19 protein-coding genes and 1 pseudogene are annotated in these 15,642 nt (G+C 60.0%); 14 read left to right on the forward strand and 6 right to left on the reverse strand.

Translation table 11 applies throughout. The features are described 5' to 3' along the window. Both EAV90_RS40135 and EAV90_RS40140 read right to left on the reverse strand, forming a co-directional pair. A partial coding sequence (locus EAV90_RS40135) for a hypothetical protein (protein ID WP_208738496.1) occupies positions 1–197 on the reverse strand: 197 nt, incomplete at its 3' end. A gap of 68 nt (positions 198–265) precedes the next feature. Beyond that, positions 266–484, reverse strand: coding sequence for a hypothetical protein (locus tag EAV90_RS40140; RefSeq protein WP_208738497.1), 219 nt, complete (start codon positions 482–484; stop codon positions 266–268). Positions 485–1,012: 528 nt separating this feature from the next. On the opposite strand from EAV90_RS40140, the gene EAV90_RS40560 reads away from it, so the two are divergent. From EAV90_RS40560 to EAV90_RS40570, 12 genes and pseudogenes are all read left to right on the forward strand, one after another. After that, positions 1,013–1,159, forward strand: coding sequence for a hypothetical protein (locus tag EAV90_RS40560; protein ID WP_244608067.1), 147 nt, complete (start codon positions 1,013–1,015; stop codon positions 1,157–1,159). Further along, a complete protein-coding gene (locus tag EAV90_RS40565; protein ID WP_245509520.1) occupies positions 1,153–1,410 on the forward strand; it encodes an ATP-binding protein in 258 nt (85 codons plus the stop codon). The genes EAV90_RS40560 and EAV90_RS40565 overlap by 7 nt, the downstream gene beginning before the upstream one ends. A gap of 429 nt (positions 1,411–1,839) precedes the next feature. Then, positions 1,840–2,844, forward strand: coding sequence for a CobW family GTP-binding protein (locus EAV90_RS14925; RefSeq protein WP_129143808.1), 1,005 nt, complete (start codon positions 1,840–1,842; stop codon positions 2,842–2,844). Further along, positions 2,780–3,379 (forward strand): DUF1097 domain-containing protein, encoded by a 600-nt coding sequence (locus EAV90_RS14930; RefSeq protein ID WP_347338802.1) that lies wholly within the window; start codon positions 2,780–2,782, stop codon positions 3,377–3,379. Before EAV90_RS14925 ends, EAV90_RS14930 begins: the two co-directional genes overlap by 65 nt. Before the next feature lie 21 nt (positions 3,380–3,400). After that, positions 3,401–4,123 (forward strand): nitrile hydratase subunit beta, encoded by a 723-nt coding sequence (nthB, locus tag EAV90_RS14935; protein WP_129143809.1) that lies wholly within the window; start codon positions 3,401–3,403, stop codon positions 4,121–4,123. Between the two features lie 11 nt (positions 4,124–4,134). Next, a complete protein-coding gene (gene nthA, locus EAV90_RS14940) occupies positions 4,135–4,755 on the forward strand; it encodes a nitrile hydratase subunit alpha (protein ID WP_129143810.1) in 621 nt (206 codons plus the stop codon). 9 nt (positions 4,756–4,764) lie between these two features. Further along, the gene (locus tag EAV90_RS14945; protein ID WP_129143811.1) at positions 4,765–5,082 is read left to right on the forward strand and encodes a nitrile hydratase accessory protein; all 318 of its coding nucleotides are present in this window, start codon (positions 4,765–4,767) and stop codon (positions 5,080–5,082) included. Positions 5,083–5,404: 322 nt separating this feature from the next. Continuing rightward, entirely contained in the window at positions 5,405–6,406 is a 1,002-nt protein-coding gene (locus tag EAV90_RS14950; RefSeq protein WP_129143812.1) for a GlxA family transcriptional regulator, read from the forward strand. 328 nt (positions 6,407–6,734) lie between these two features. Further along, on the forward strand, positions 6,735–7,796 hold the full coding sequence (locus EAV90_RS14955) for a GlxA family transcriptional regulator (protein WP_164936948.1): 1,062 nt from the start codon (positions 6,735–6,737) through the stop codon (positions 7,794–7,796). A 52-nt stretch (positions 7,797–7,848) separates the two neighbouring features. Then, on the forward strand, positions 7,849–8,883 hold the full coding sequence (locus EAV90_RS14960) for a HoxN/HupN/NixA family nickel/cobalt transporter (protein WP_129143814.1): 1,035 nt from the start codon (positions 7,849–7,851) through the stop codon (positions 8,881–8,883). 344 nt (positions 8,884–9,227) lie between these two features. After that, a pseudogene (locus EAV90_RS41700) lies at positions 9,228–9,383 on the forward strand (IS630 transposase-related protein); the annotation flags it as partial. Positions 9,384–9,407: 24 nt separating this feature from the next. After that, the gene (locus EAV90_RS40570) at positions 9,408–9,563 is read left to right on the forward strand and encodes a hypothetical protein (RefSeq protein ID WP_245509521.1); all 156 of its coding nucleotides are present in this window, start codon (positions 9,408–9,410) and stop codon (positions 9,561–9,563) included. Here the strand turns inward: EAV90_RS40570 and EAV90_RS14970 are convergent, their stop codons facing one another. Then, a complete protein-coding gene (locus EAV90_RS14970; protein ID WP_129143816.1) occupies positions 9,564–10,880 on the reverse strand; it encodes an amidohydrolase in 1,317 nt (438 codons plus the stop codon). A 134-nt stretch (positions 10,881–11,014) separates the two neighbouring features. On the opposite strand from EAV90_RS14970, the gene EAV90_RS14975 reads away from it, so the two are divergent. After that, a complete protein-coding gene (locus EAV90_RS14975; RefSeq protein ID WP_129143817.1) occupies positions 11,015–11,497 on the forward strand; it encodes a hypothetical protein in 483 nt (160 codons plus the stop codon). A gap of 61 nt (positions 11,498–11,558) precedes the next feature. Then, positions 11,559–12,005 (forward strand): hypothetical protein, encoded by a 447-nt coding sequence (locus tag EAV90_RS14980; RefSeq protein ID WP_129143818.1) that lies wholly within the window; start codon positions 11,559–11,561, stop codon positions 12,003–12,005. Positions 12,006–12,219: 214 nt separating this feature from the next. On the opposite strand, the gene EAV90_RS14985 is transcribed toward EAV90_RS14980, so the two are convergent. From EAV90_RS14985 to EAV90_RS15000, 3 genes are all read right to left on the reverse strand, one after another. Continuing rightward, a complete protein-coding gene (locus EAV90_RS14985; protein WP_129143819.1) occupies positions 12,220–12,522 on the reverse strand; it encodes a hypothetical protein in 303 nt (100 codons plus the stop codon). A 998-nt stretch (positions 12,523–13,520) separates the two neighbouring features. After that, positions 13,521–14,750: a 5-aminolevulinate synthase gene (gene hemA, locus EAV90_RS14995; RefSeq protein ID WP_129143820.1), complete on the reverse strand. Its 1,230-nt coding sequence runs from the start codon at positions 14,748–14,750 to the stop codon at positions 13,521–13,523. Positions 14,751–15,048: 298 nt separating this feature from the next. Continuing rightward, on the reverse strand, positions 15,049–15,408 hold the full coding sequence (locus EAV90_RS15000; RefSeq protein WP_245509522.1) for a hypothetical protein: 360 nt from the start codon (positions 15,406–15,408) through the stop codon (positions 15,049–15,051). Positions 15,409–15,642 lie beyond the last annotated feature (234 nt).

Here is a 15,642-nt window from a genome sequence, read left to right on the forward strand (position 1 = left end):
GACCACGGCGCCCTGACGGAGACGCGCTCTTGTGCATTCTTGGCATGGAAGGCCACTTGCTTGGCTCCGCTGTCGCGGTCAACCCCCGAAGCCCGAAGGGGCGCGGCACGCGCGGGGTTGACGGCGATAGCGCGAGCCGAGCAAAAATAGCCGTGCCATGAATGCGTCACGCTGAAATGCAGCAGATTGCAGGCCATCTCAATTTGAAGCGAACTTGGAGCAGATGACTTTGAAACCCCGCGACAACCCGATCGGCACGAGGTTGTCACCCATCTCTTAGGTACGTTTCGTTACCCATGTCTCCGGGCCGGACATCATCGCACTCTTCCACGATCGCGGACTCGAACCCCGGATCGCACATGAAGCGCGCGAGCTTCAGATTGCGGTCGGCCTCGTCGCTGCCGAGGAAGGCGCTTGCATCGTGCCGGTCCGGCCGAATCTCAGTCGGCGCGAGATGCCGTCTCTGACCGAACTCGGGTGACATCCTTCACCTCAACGGCAGGAGAAGCAGCTCCCCAGCTATTTCTCACGTAGTTGAGCACCGCTGCGATCTGGCGATCATCGAGTTGCCGGCCATACGGCGGCATACCCGGCGCTGTCGGCTCGGCTTGCGTGCTTGCACTGCGGGCGCCCCGGAGAAAGTTTCGGATCACCGTCGTCGGATCACTCGAGCGGACCATCGCCGACTCGCGAACTGACGGAAAGAGGTGGGCGACCCCTTTGCAGCGAGCGAAAGTGAACGCAGGTACCGGCAAGTGCAGGCGGAACTGGCGCATGCAAATCGCGTGGTGACGATGGGCCAGATCACAGGGTCAATCGCCCACGAGGTAAACGAGCCGATCACGGCTGCGGTCATCCGTGCGCAGGCAGCCTTGCGCTGGCTCGGACGCGAGCCGCCAGATCTTGGAGAGGTGCGGGAGTTGCTCACCCAGGTCGTCAGGAATGCCGCGCGAGCCGGCGAGGTCGTTGGACGGATCCGGGATATCATTAAGAAAGTGCCCCCCGGCAGGACTTGCTGGAGATCAACGGCCCGATCCGCGAAGTGATCGAACTCACCCGCAGCGAGGCGACCAAGAATGGCGTGTCCGTGAGCGCGCATCTGCCCGAAGGCCTGCCTCTCATTCGTGGCGATCGTGTTCAACTCAGCAAGTCGTGCTGAATCTCATCATAAACGCCATCGAAGCCATGAGTGGCGTCAGCGATGGTGCCCGAGAATTGCAGATCACCACGGCCAAAACAGAGTCGGATGACGTGCTTGTGGCCGTCCGAGATTCGGGTCCTGGATTTACGCCGGCAACACTCGAACGCATTTTTGAGGCCTTCTACACAACCAAAGCATCTGGCTGGGCTGTCGATCTGTCGTTCGATGGTCGAAGCACACGGCGGACGTTTTTGGGCGAGCGCGAATGACCCCCGGGGCGCCTTGTTTCAGTTCGCTCTACCTCCAGGAGAGGGAGACCGCTGAGCATGATGGTGGTCCGGGTGTGCATGTCCGACGTCAAGCAGACGCAATTGTTGCTACGATGGCAGAAGCCTGGTCACCCAGCTTGCGATTCTAACCGACGATTTTCCCTTTTGAATCCGACGCCGAGCGGCTCGAGCTTTCGGCACCGTCTTCTTAACGCGAAATCCGTCCTTCGACCCACGTTCCGAGCTACGGTTCGCGCGATGACTAGGGGTGATATCGCGCCACTTCTTTAGGCATCATCTGAAGCGGAATTGAGCAACTCCCGGCATGCTGCATTGCTTTGAACCTGTTTGGCCGAATTCTCGCGTCAGGGACTGTTGTGACTCGCCAACGCCAAACCTAGCGTCCTGCCAACGTAGGGAGAGCGAGCTATGCCAACAACATCATCGCGGAAAATTCCAGTCACGGTTCTAACCGGCTTTCTGGGATCGGGGAAAACAACTCTGCTCAACCAACTGCTCGAAAGCGATCTATTGGCGGATTCCGCCGTCATCGTGAACGAGTTTGGATCGATCAGTATCGATGCTGAATTGGTCGTCGGCGTCGACGAAGAGATCCTGCAGATCAACAACGGTTGCATCTGCTGCACCGTCCGGAAGGACCTCGTTTCAACGATCACCAATTTGCTCTCCGGCGAGAAAACGATCCGTCGGATCCTCATCGAGACGACCGGGCTTGCCGATCCCGCAGCCGTCATTCAAAGCTTCATCGTCGACGAAACCCTGTCGGACGCCACTACGCTCGATGCGGTCGTCACCGTAATCGATGCTGTCCATATCGACCATTGGCTCGCCGACCAGAGCTCGGGCGAAAACGTTGCCGCGGAGCAAATCGCGTTCGCCGACGTCGTGGTGATCAGCAAGCGTGATCTGGTTGACGCTTCCGCTTTTGCCGCACGCGAAGCAACTGTTCGAGGCATCAATCCGATGGCGCGCATCGTTTCGGCCATCAACGGCCGCGTCGACATCGGCTCAATCATCGATGTCAAGGCCTTCGACTTGAAGAACTGCCTGGCCATCGAACCGTTGCTGCTCTCCGAATTCGAGCACGAGCACGATCTCTCCGTCGTCAGCGTTGAGGTTCGTGAGGATCGCCCGCTGGACGGCCCGCGCTTCTTCCGGTGGCTAAACGCCTTTGTTCAACAGAACGGCGAAACGCTACTGCGCTCGAAGGGCATTCTTTGGCTGAAAGGGGAAGCGCGGCGCTGGGTGTTTCACGGTGTCCATATGACGCTTGAGGGTAGACCGGGCCGGCCTTGGGCGGCGAACGAGCCTCGATTCAGCGCGATCGTCTTCATCGGAAGAGGGCTCGATGCTGTTCAAATTCGCAGCGGCATCGCCGATTTGGCTCGACCCGGCACAAGTCTGGTCGCTTAGCGACCCGCCAATCCAATTTCAACGGGAGAAAATGGCGATGACGCCCCTGCTCGCCCTAACGATAAGCATCGCCGTGCTCGGTGGCGTGGACACCTACTTGACTGCAACCGTCCTGCCCATTCCGGTCTGGGTGACATTCATCGCCTGGGCTTCGTTCTTCGCTTGCGGCGGCACGTCGGCGGGCTTTGTCAAATCGGTCGCGTCGAACTGGATTGGGGTCATCATATCCAGCTTTTGCCTGCTCGCCATTGCGGCGGCTCCGGGGTCGGCCGCGTTTGCCGCAGTGAGCGTCGGTCTGGGCAGTGGCGCGATGATTCTCGCCTCCTCCCATCGGGCATTGGGATTTCCGCCCGCCATCGTCTTCGGCTTTGCCTCGACCGTCGGAACGGTCGCCGCTACGGGAAGTCCGATCACGGATGCGAGTATCACTAACCCGGCGTTGACTGCAGCATTTTCCATACTGGTCGGAGCCGCGTTCGGCTTCGTTTCCGAGAAGTTCGCCGACGTTCTGGCCACGCGCCGGGCTACGGCCTAATCAAGCGAGGGGAAACCGCTTATGAAATTGCAGCACTATCTCGGCGGCCTTGAAGGGCTCGATCCGATATCACTCGAAACGCGCGTGTTCGTGGAGGCCTGGGAGGAGAGGATTTTTGGTATCCACACCGCCATGATGGCGTTGAGCCCCCAGCTCAATCTCGCCGCAACGCCGAGCACTTTCGGCACGGTCTGGACCTGGGCGGATCTCCGCAAGGGCGCCGAATCGATGAACCCGTTCGATTATTTCAAATTTCGATACTACGAAAAATGGCTAGGCGGCATCTCCGCGTACTTCGTGGCCAATGGCTACATCACCCAGGAGGAGCTGGACGCGCGCACCAAGGATTTCCTGACCTCGCCGCCGGCAATGCCAAAGGGCGGCGATGCTGCGGTGGACGCTCGCGTGCGGACATATCTGCTGGTCGGCGATGATCCGAAGCGGGATCGGTCTACTCCGCCGCGATTCGCGTCGGGCGACGTCGTTCGGGTCGCCAATCCAAACTCTGTCGATCATACCCGCGTGCCGGGCCATCTCCGCAACAAGCACGGCGTCATCGATAGCATTTATCCCGACGCCTACACATATCTTTGCGACACCGGCCCCGACGGCATTGGCGAGGCGATGCCGGTGTACTGCGTCAGGTTCGATCCGGAGGCCCTGTGGCCCGGTAACACCGAGAAGCACTTCACTTTCTACGCAGATATCTTCGAGGCTTACCTCGAGCCTGCGACCGCATCCTGAGGAGGGCCACAATGCAACGCTTTGAATATCCCACGGACCGTGAGACGGCGAATGCCGCGCGTGCGCGCGCACTCGAATCCCTTCTGATCGAGAAGGGTGTGATCACAAGCGAAACCGTCGACAAAATCATGTCGATCTTTGCAACCGAAATGGGCCCCTTTAATGGAGCCAAGCTCGTCGCAAGGGCCTGGGTCGATCCGGCGTTCAAGATGCTCTTGGCCGAGAACACGATGGCTGCTGTCGAGAAGATGAACTTCGTCACCAAGGGCGCCGGCGCGGAAGGCGAGCATATGCGCGCGGCAATCAACACGCCGGAGGTGCACAATCTGATCATTTGCACTCTCTGCTCATGCTATCCTTGGCCGGTTTTGGGCTTGCCGCCTTATTGGTACAAGGACCCCTCATTTCGCGCACGTGCTGCGCGCGAACCGCGGAAGGTGCTGAGCGAATTCGGCCTGGATATTGATCCCGGCAAGGAGATCAAGACCTGGGACAGCAGCGCACAAATCCGCTGGTTCGTCGTTCCCGAGCGGCCTGCCGGCACCGACGGCTTCACCGAGGAGCAGTTGGCGGCTCTCGTCACCCCGGAGTCGATGATGGGTGTCAGCATGGTCAAACCGCCGGCCCGTTGAGAGTTCAAGATGCAGACGAATTTCGAGCATTTCGCTTTGGGAAGCATGTTGGGGAAACCCGACATGCCGCCAAAGGACAATGGTAGCCTCCGCTTCGGCGCCCCATGGCAGCGCCAGGCATTCGGCATGGCGCTAGGTCTCTCAAAACAAGGCGTATTCGAATGGGATGACTTCCGGTCGGAGATGATAGCAAGCATCGTCGCGTGGGAAGCCGTCCACGAAACCAGCGACCCGAGCTGGGACTACTATGAGATCTGGCTCACCGTACTAGAACGGATGGTGCAGCGGTCTGGCATCATCGGCCACCCAAACGACGCCTCTTTCTAGACTTGTTCGATTCCATTCGTCGACAGGATTCCCGCCAGCGTCCTTAGACCTGGCCGGTGTAGGTCGACGCCATCGGAAGAGAAGCAGCGAATTGTGGAACTCACAGGTCGACCCGCGCCTTCCCTCGGCGCAGGATTGATATCCCCAAGCTCCATTGAATAATGCGTCACCGATCGGAACAACGCGACGCGTCAGATCCGCGGAGTTGGGCCGCGACCGTGCAAGAGTCCGAATACCGCGCAAGTTTGGCCGAAATTGACGCACCCGAGGTGACTGGTCGGAACGACAATTGCATGAATTTTGGGCCCATTGAGGATCATTGATGCGCATCGCCCTACTCGCCCCGCCAGGTGTTCAGTCGCTCGACATTGTCGGCCCAGCCGAAGTGTTCTGGGAAGCGGCGCGGCGGCTGGGAGACCCCGGCGCTTACACCGTGCAAGTCATAGCGGGCTCGGCCGATCCCGTTCTTGGCACGGGCGGCCTGCGCTTCCTGGCTGACCGACATATCTTTCAAGCGGATGAACCGATCGACACGCTTCTGGTCGGCGGCGATCCGTCGTTCGAGACGATTGACCCTGCCATTGTGCAATGGCTGCGTCGGCGCGCTAGTACGGTCCGCCGACTCGGATCCGTTTGTACCGGAGTCTTCCTGCTCGCAGCAGCTGGCTTGCTCGACGGAAAACGTGTAACGACGCATTGGGAATGTGCAACCCGCCTGCGGAACGAGTATCCCGATCTCAATATCGATTCGGACCAGATCTTCATCAGGGACGGCAACCTCTGCACGACCGCCGGCGTCACCGCGGGCATGGACTTGGCACTCGCGCTCGTCGAAGAAGATTATGGTCGAGACTTGGCACTCATCGTCGCGCGCTACATGGTGATGTTCCTGAAACGCCCGGGCGGCCAATCGCAGTTTAGCGCTCACCTTGCCGCACAGATGTCTGGCAAGACCAAGATTCAACAAGTGCAGCAATACGTCCTTGATAATCTCGCAATGCCGCTCTCGGTCGATAGCTTGGCCGAACAGGCGGGTATGAGCGTGAGGAATTTCGCACGCGTGTTTCGCCAGGAAATGAACATGACGCCTACGGAGTTCGTGGACGCAGCAAGACTGGATGCCGCGCGCCTGCTTCTCGAAGATGGCGGAAAATCGCTCCAGCAGATCGCCGCACGCTGTGGCTTTGGCAATGCCGACGGCATGCGGAGAGCATTCGTCCGGAACCTCGGCGTAGGTCCGGGGGAATACCGGCTTCGTTTTCGAAGTGCCTGGGCAGGTACGAATCACGCCCCGCAACGCCATACACACCCCAGCCGTTCGTAACTGATGGAGCGTCTGCCGACGGATGTCGACCGTCAGCATGCGTCATCGCGACCTGCCGCAGCATTGCTGCAGACGCGTGGTGACGCCCTTCTTTTTGCGATCGAAATCTTCAACGATTACAGATTAAGTACAGGCCGGCTCTCGAAATGGCCGATGCCGACGTAACTTTGGCCGCTGCCTTCCTCAGTCGCCTTCTATAATTACAACGCTGGACGCTTTGTTGGATCAATGACAGGCGAGCCTGTCGGTCGGCACCGAAGCCGACTGCGGGCAACGGATCGTCATGGCCGCAGCAGGCCGCGAACGTCGAAAGCCGAGGCATCTACTGATGGCGAACGTCGACACATCACCTTATGACTCGCCACACGAACACACTGACCAACCCAAGCCAACTCACCGGGTCGGCATTATCGTTATCAATGGATCGAACGCGATCGATTTCATGGGACCAAACGATGCGTTCCATGAAGCCAACAAATCCACCGCGTCGTCGATCCGCTACCAAGTCGACCTCATCGGCCTGCAGCCCGGCCCGATCATTGGCTCGTCCGGCATACGCACGCTTCCGGACAAGATTATCAGACCGAACCTCGAAGCGGTCTACGACACGATCCTAATCGCTGGCACCCGAGAATTTCAACCATTTGAGGGCGACCACCTCCTATTGAACTGGTTGAGCCGAAACGCATCGTCAATCCGGCGCATTTGCGCAACCTGCACCGGAACGTTCACCTTGGCATCAGCTGGCCTCCTCAACGGGCGGCGCGTCGCAACGCGTCATGACCACGCCAAGCAGTTTGCGAAGATGTACCCGCACGCTCTGGTGGAGGCGGACAGGCTCTTCGTCCGCGACGGCGCTTACTACACTGCGGTCGGTGGAATGGCGGGAATCGACCTGTGCCTCTACCTCATCGAGAACGACTGTGGCCGCGCAACCTTTCTTGATGTCGCCCGCATGCTGTTCGTTTTCCTGAGGCGTCCCGGCACTCTGCCCCAAGTCAGTGAATTCCTGAAAGCGCAGTCAATCCAAAACACGCAGATCAGCCAGGTGATGGACTGGGCGCTGGATAATCTTACCGCCGATTTGTCGGTCGAGGCACTCGCCAAACGCGCAGCCATGAGCTCAAGAAACTTCAGTCGCGCGTTCACGGACGAAATGATGACCACGCCCGCCCGTTTTGTCGAAAACATCCGTGTCGAGGCCGCCCGCATCCTGCTGGAAACAACACCGCTGTCGATTCAGCAAATCGCCCATCAGGTCGGGTTCGGTAACCCAGCAAACATGCGGCGCGCGTTTATTCGCGCCTTTCAGGCTCTGCCCGCAGAATATCGGCACAGCATTGAACGCCCCGAGGAACACACCGCTCGACCAACTTTGATGAAGGCCTGAGCGATGGAGGAACGGCAAGCCATATCAACGTCACGGGAGTGGTTCAGACGCGATGGTAAATTCGCAATATGCTCAACCCGGAGCAAGAATACTGACGACATTTTCTCTCTTGATCGCTGCTAACGTTGCGATTTGGATATGGACTTTGCAGGCTCTTGCAGGCCGTCCCGAACTGCTTGGCACAGCGCTGCTCGCCTATGTCTTCGGCCTGCGCCACGCATTCGACCCCGACCACATCGCGGCGATCGACAACGTCGTGCGCAAATTGATGCAGGATCAACGGCCATCCACGTTGGTAGGCCTTTACTTTGCGCTCGGCCACTCAAGCATCGTATTATTGGCTTCGATCGCGATTTCCGGAACCGCCGTATCGCTGGATGTCAGCGCCATCGGAGACTTCAACCTGATCCGGACACTGGTGTCTGCCTTCTTCCTGCTGGCGATTGGCCTGGCCAACTACTGCATACTAAAATCGATATGGGCGACCTTTATGCGCGTGAATCGCGGTGAGAGCGTCGCCAGCGAGCAGTTCGAGCCGCTGACAGCGGCGCAAGGCCCACTCAACCGGCTGTTTCGCCCCCTGTTCAATATAGTGACGCGCGCTTGGCACATGTTTCCCGTAGGATTCATGTTCGGCCTTGGCTTCGACACCGCGACCGAGATCGGTCTATTCGGAATATCTGCGACCCAAGCCGCGCAGGGCACGTCGTTCTGGACGATACTTCTGTTCCCTCTGCTTTTCACCGCGGGAATGACGCTGATGGATACGGCCGATAGTGTCCTAATGACAAGCGCCTACGGCTGGGCGTTTGTGAAGCCGATCCGCAAGCTTTGGTACAATCTGACCTTAACGATGGTATCTGTTATCGTCGCGATCTTCATCGGCGGTCTCGAAGTCCTTGGACTGATAAGCGAAAAGCTCGGGCTGGACAGCGGCGCTTGGAGCATTATCCGCAGCTTGAACGCTCGTATGGATAATCTCGGTTATCTCGTTGTCGCGATCTTCGTCCTGAGCTGGATCTGTTCTGCGCTGCTGTATCACTTCGGGCGCTTCGACGATCTGCACGCCAATCAACCGGCGCCGTAACCGACACGCACACATATATAGATCGGCCACAATTCTGATCTGGTTCCTATGAGTATCTCATTGAAAAACTCTCGGTCGAATCCATCATGCAACAGACTCACACCCAACGGCGGTGGCTGCGCCAGGTTGGGCAGCAGCTCAACCGTGCTTGGCAAAGCGCCTGCCGGGCGACTGACCGGTCGCGCGGGCCACCGAAGACAATAACGCGCTGCCGAACTTGTGCGGTCAGATCAACCAAGGTTTCCGCAGCGGGTTAGGTTGAATCGATTTGGGATTCGCAAATCAGCCTGTTTTCTGGTTCACCATCGTGGCTGGGCGGAGGCCAGCATGGATGGGCAAACCTTATGGATCTTCGCAAGGGTGTCGTGGCCGCGATTGAGGGCGGGATGTCCCGCAATCAGGCCGCCAAACAGTTTGGCATCGCGATCAGCACGGCAATCGGTTGGATGCACCGGTCGAGGAGACCGGCAGCGTTGAGCCAGGCCAGATGGGCACTCACAAACCGGAGGCGGTTTCGGGAGACCATGCGGTCTGGCTATCGCAATGGATCAAGGACGGCGATTTCACCATACCCGGGCTCGTTGCCTCGGGCCGAATGCCTGCGCGGTGAGGGGCTCGCTCTCTCCGACGAGGCCAACCTCGACCGCCTCTACGCGGCGATGATCGATCTCCTGGTCTAACTACTTCTTCTGCAGGACATCCAGCAGCATGAGACTCATGGCCGTCGTCCCAGTGCGGATCGAGGGCTCCGGCACCGGCGCGAATTCCGGCGAGAGGTTGATTGGCACGGGCGTGTGCGTCTCGGCCGCCTTGGCGAGAAACTGCGGATCGAGGCCGCCGAGCGAGATATAGAACGAGGGCACGCCCGCCACCACGAACTCGGAATAATCCTCGCTCGCCGAGTGGGGCTCGGGCAAGAGTCGCGCCTTGTCGCCGAACGCAGTCTTCAGGACCGCGCCTTCGCGCGCGCTGAGAGTGGCATCGTTGACCACGGCCTTGCCGCCTGCCGAGATCTTGATGTCGGGCTCGGGGGCGCCGGCCATCATGGCGACCCCCTTGGCCGTGCGCTCGACGCCCGTGAGCATCTTGGCGCGGGTGTCGTTGTCCCACGAGCGGATCGTGCCGCGCAGCAGCGCGGTGTCGGGGATCACGTTGCCGGCATTGCCTGCCTGCACCGCGCCGATCGTGACGACTCCGAACTTCGAAGCATCCTTCTCGCGGCTGATCACGCTCTGCACATCGACGATGAAATGCGCGGCCATCATCACCGGATCGATCGTCACGTGCGGGCGCGAGCCGTGACCACCCGTGCCCTTGAAGACGATCGTCAGCCCATCTGACGTCGAATTGATGACGCCGGGCTTGTAGGAGACCGTGCCGAACGGACCGGAGTTTACATGCAAGGCGAAGCCCATGTCCGGCTTGCCGAAGCGCGTGAACAGACCGTCGGCCAGCATGGCCTTGGCGCCGCCATCGCCTTCTGCCGCTGGTTGGCCCACGAACATCAGCGTACCGCTCCACTGGTCCTTCATATCGACCATGGTCTTGGCGACCGCGGCCCACACCGCCATGTGGATGTCGTGACCGCATGAATGCGCCACCGGCGATTCGGCGCCCTTGTACATTTGCGTGGCCGTGCTGGCGTACGGCAAACCGGTCTTCTCGAGCATCGGCAGCGCGTCGAGCTCGGTGCGCAGCATGACCAAGGGGCCCGGACCGTTCTTCAGTATCGCCACGATGCCGGTCTTGCCCACATGCTCCGTGACGTCGAAGCCCAGCTTGCGCATCTCGCCCGCCAACAAGGCGGCCGTGTGCGTTTCCTGGAAGCCCAGCTCGGGATGGCTGTGGATGTCCTTGTAGAGGGCCTCGATGTGCGCGTACTGAGAGTCGAGCCCGCGATCGATCGCGGCGCGCGTGACGGCGACGTCAGCGGCGTTCGTAGCGCTGGCGCTTGCCAGAACTGCCAGGACCAGCAGATGGGTCATCGATCTCGTCATGTCTGTAGCCTCCCTTTGTGTAGCCGCCATGCCATTCAAGTGTCTTTCCTGGTCTGATGGGACGGGGGCTTGCCGGGACCAGAGCCTCGCCAGCTTAGGAGCCCGCGGCGAGACGACCCATGACCAAGATTAGCATGTTCAACCAGACCAAGATCGGCGCTCGCAGCACCGCGGCGGCTACAGGCGAAGCACTTGCCGCAGTCGCAGCGCGGCAGCTGGTGCGTCTTCCGGAAGAACGTTGGTGTAGCCAAGCAACAGCCCGGACCGGTCTTCACGCCAAGTCCCATCGGCGAGCGCGCGTTCACGGCCATCCCATGGGTGCGAGCCGTCGAAGCGAGAGAAACGTCATCGCACGGGACGCGCAGCCGAAGGAGCAGATGCATGCCGAAGTTCTCGGCACTTGCCACAGACGCGAAGACCCGGTCGAGCGCCCGTTGCAAGGCCAGCCGGCGCGCCGCATAGACCCTTTTCATGCGCGCGAGGTGGCGGGCGAAGTGACCTTCCGCAATGAACTCGCAGAGCACCGCCTGATCGAGCAGCGACTGGTTGACCGGCTGCAGCGCGGCTGCGTGCTGAAGCCGGGATACAAGCGGCACGGGGGCGACGAGGTACCCTAGTCTGAACCCTGGGAGGGAGTGCCTCAATATATTCGATCAGGGATTTCGACCGGAACTTCGTATGGCGCGAGCAGATCTCGAGCAGCTGGTCGCGATCAATGATGAAACTCGCGCTCGATTGACCTTGGATGGTGTCGCGCCTGAGATTTCATCCGGCTTCGACCGAATGAACATGACGGAGAAGATTGCGGAGCGCCTTGATGAACATTTGCAGTCCATCAGCCCCAAAGATGTTGCTCACGCGTGCATTGTAGCCAGCAATCTCGGCCAGCTCGTTGACACGCAAGGCGTGATCGATGAGCGAGTGCGCGGTGTCCGTCGTCGCGAACAACTCCTTCTGCACTTTTATCTCGAATTCTTGCAGCCGCTCGCCGTGAACGCCAAAGAGCGTCGTGTCTTCCTCAAGGCTTCTTCGGTGAAAGCGCGGATCGCAGCGAGAGATCAGCGACGCAGCGCCGGAAAATGGCCAGCGACGTCCGATAGGAATTTCGGCGCTCGGCAAGTGTGAAGCCGGGATGGCATTGCATGATGTTGGTCACGGCAGAAAGCGCGCGAACGACAGCAACTGAAGATCGACAGAGCGCGACGCGCGCTCGACGCTGCCCGGCAACAGCACAATGAGAAGGCTGACGCTATCCGCACAAAGTCGAGGCGCTCGGCGCGCAAATAGACAAGCGTGCTGGCTTCGGCGTCTCGGCACGTCACCGGCGGCCGTCTTTCCGTCACAAGAGCTTGAGCTTCTCCAGTTCATCGGCCAACGCTTGCTCGACTGCTCTGTACAGGCCCTTCTTCTTTGTTTCGGGGACCTTCCAAAGGGCGACCACGACGTCCGGGCGGATGGCCAGGTAGCCTCTGACCATCTCTTCCACTAGCTGATAACCGTGGCCGGGTTCGCCGACGACGCGCCTCTTGAAGTCATCGAAGATCGAAGGCTGAAAGTACATGGTGGTCGCCTTGCGCTCCACCTTCCTGATCTTGGCGTCGTCCTCGTCGGAAGTATCGCCCTTCTTCGCTTCCTTGCTCATGTTCGGCCGCCCTCACTTGGCGACCGTCTTAGGCGTTGTATTGAATTGGAAAGCCGCGTCGGCTTTGCTCAGCCCGCCCTCGACTACGCTTCGCACCATCGCCTCTCGACCTTTGGGGGTCAAAGGCGCATTCTTGTGGCTGTTCATCTGGTCTCTCCCTGGAATACTGAAGCTTCGCAGCCTCAGGTTCCTTGGTTCAGACCAGATGGACAACCTCCTGACAGACCAGAGCTAGAGCTACCCTGGGGCTACACCAGAGATCTCTGGCGTGCAGTAAGGCCTAATTTTACGGGGCTTTCTCGAAGCCGTCTTATTCTGGCGGAGAGGGAGGGATTCTCTGCCAAGGCCCTTAAGGGCTCGAAAACTGCAGGAAAAACAGCGTTTCCGGACAACCGCGGCGGGTTGCGTGTACCGCGAGTATGTACCGGACCCGCTGGTTCACAAGAAGCGAATTATTGTCAAATGGTAAACAGTTTCCGAATTCCAGAGGTCAAGCCCACTTGATCTCGCGACAAGCCGGATCGCCGAGCCGCAGGCTATTGATACTGGTCTTCGGTCCCGAACAGGCAAGCGAGATGAACTCCTCTTGCCATTGAGATTTCATGTCTCGTCGGAGTCACGATGCATAGGTCAAGCCAGCAGACGGCCCAACAAGATCCCTCAGACCTACGGCTTAGAAAACCGTCTCCATGGCAATGATGTCAATACGTTAGGTATAGCGTGTTGCAAATATGTTGCGTGCGCGAATCTAAACTCACACAGGGTGGCCTTCGCGATCCTTGGTCGTCGCTCGATTGGCTCGGCTCTCCGGCAGAGACGCCAGTTCATAAGGCAAAGGCAGCCGTGCTGGGCAAAGTCACTTCAAGGCTGCGCCCAACGTGATCAGACGGTTGGAGGCCCGAATCCCGCGAGCGCCATCCAGAGCAGCTATCGTCTCGGCTTCCTGTGTGAATCTTTCTCAAGGCGGGCGGCTCCCGGGCAAGCGCGGCGTTACGGGATCACTCCGCCGCGAGCGGATGCCGTCGCAACGGCAATCCAAGGCGCACCCATACATCGACCAGCGCTTCAGCCAGTGCGTGAACTAGTTTGTCATCATGGTAGGGCGTCGGCGTGATGCGCAGCCGCTCGGTGCCGCGCGGGACAGTCGGATAATTGATCGGCTGCACATAAATGCCATGCTCGGCGAGCAGGAGATCGCTCGCCTTCTTGCACGTCTCCGCTTCACCCATGATGACCGGCACAATGTGCGTCTCGCTCGGCATGACCGGCAGGCCCACCGCATTGAGCACAGCCTTGACCCGTGCCGCGCGTTCCTGGTGGCGATCTCGCTCCCATTGCGAAGTCTTGAGGTGCCGGATCGCCGCGGTCGCGGCGGCGCAAACCGCCGGCGGCAGTGCGGTGGTGAAAATGAAGCCCGGCGCGTAGGAGCGCACCGCATCGATGATATCGGCATTTGCCGCGATATAGCCGCCGAGACCGCCGAAGGCCTTCGCAAGCGTTCCCTCGACCACGTCAATGCGGTGCAAGGTCCCTTCACGCGCGGCGATGCCGGCACCGCGCGGTCCATACATCCCGACCGAATGGACCTCGTCGATATAGGTCATGGCGCCATAGCGCTCCGCGAGATCGCAGATTTGATTCACGGGCGCGATGTCGCCGTCCATCGAATAGAGCGACTCGAACACGATCAGCTTCGGCCGCTCCGGGGCCTCCGCCGCCAGTAATTCCTGGAGATGACCGACGTCATTGTGGCGCCAGATCTTCTTGTCCACGCCCGCACGCCGCACGCCTTCGATCATCGAATTGTGGTTCCAGGCGTCCGACAGGATCACGCAATCAGGAAGCAGCCCGGCGATGGTAGGGATGCCGGTTTCGTTGGATACGTAGCCCGAGGTGAAGACCAGCGCCGCTTCCTTGCCGTGGAGGTCAGCGAGTTCGCGCTCCAACTCGACCAGCGGATGGTTGGTGCCGGAAATATTGCGCGTGCCACCGGCCCCCGCGCCCATCCGCGTCGCCGTTTCAACCATCCCGCCGATCACCTTGGGATGCTGGCCCATGCCCAGGTAGTCGTTCGAGCACCAGACCACGACGGGGCGCGGGCCGTCCGGGGAATGCCATGTTGCGTGCGGGAAACGCCCGGCGATGCGCTCGAGATCGGCGAACACCCGGTAGCGCCGTTCCTGATGCAGGCGGGCAAGCGCGGCGGAAAAGAAATGATCATAGGTCATGAAGCAAATCCTCCGTCCGGTTTGTGCTCAACGATCGGGACTTTACCGATCCAAGGTGCTTCCAGGCCCCTTCGATCCAGCGCCGTCGCTCGTCGGCCTTGGGGACGGGGCGGCCGGCCCTCGGGAGGGGGAACCGGCCGCGGGAAGCCACGGCGAAGGGACAAGGCGCCGGGGCGAAGCACTTGCGAAGCTGTCTGCCTCCGCGAGGCCAATTCGTATCCGACACGGAACGTCGGTGCGAGTGAAGCAATGCGAATCCGGGCAAATAGTCGCGAATGCGAAAGCATCAATCTAGTCGTTAGTTTCGCTCGGCGGTCCAATAGCCAGAGCAACGCGAACCTCCCGAATAGCCGCTCCATGTCCCACGACCTGAACTGCCCGAGACCCGGCCTGAGCCGGACGCGTATTTGTCCTGAACCGTCACGGAAGCGCGAACGGCACCTGAGCGCGCCACATAACCTCTGAACCTCACCAGATTCGGATGCGTGACGACGCCATTGTTGACGTTGACCGAGAAGTTGTAGGTCGAATCGCAAGCGCCCCTTTGCGTCACGAAGCGAAGATCCCAAGACCCATCATACGCGGAGCGAGCCTGCGCGACGGAGAAGGATGCGAGCAAGCAACTCGCCGCTGCAGCACAAGTGAGAAGCTTTTTCATTGTCTCCTCCAAAATTTCGCTCGTTGATTTCATCGATCCAAAGGACCTCCGCATCCTTCCGATCCAACACGTCAGTCGAACGGAGGGCGCGGCCGGTCCCCGGGAGGGAAAGGACCGGCCGCGAGTAGGCCCGGCGAGAACGAAGGTCGGGCACGCGCCGGGCACCGAACACTTGCGAAGCGATCTGCCTCGCGAGGCAAATCGATACGCGACCAGGCAGCAAGGAGCGAGTGA

It is taken from the genome of Bradyrhizobium vignae (assembly GCF_004114425.1).
Taxonomy (GTDB): Bacteria; Pseudomonadota; Alphaproteobacteria; order Rhizobiales; family Xanthobacteraceae; genus Bradyrhizobium; species Bradyrhizobium vignae.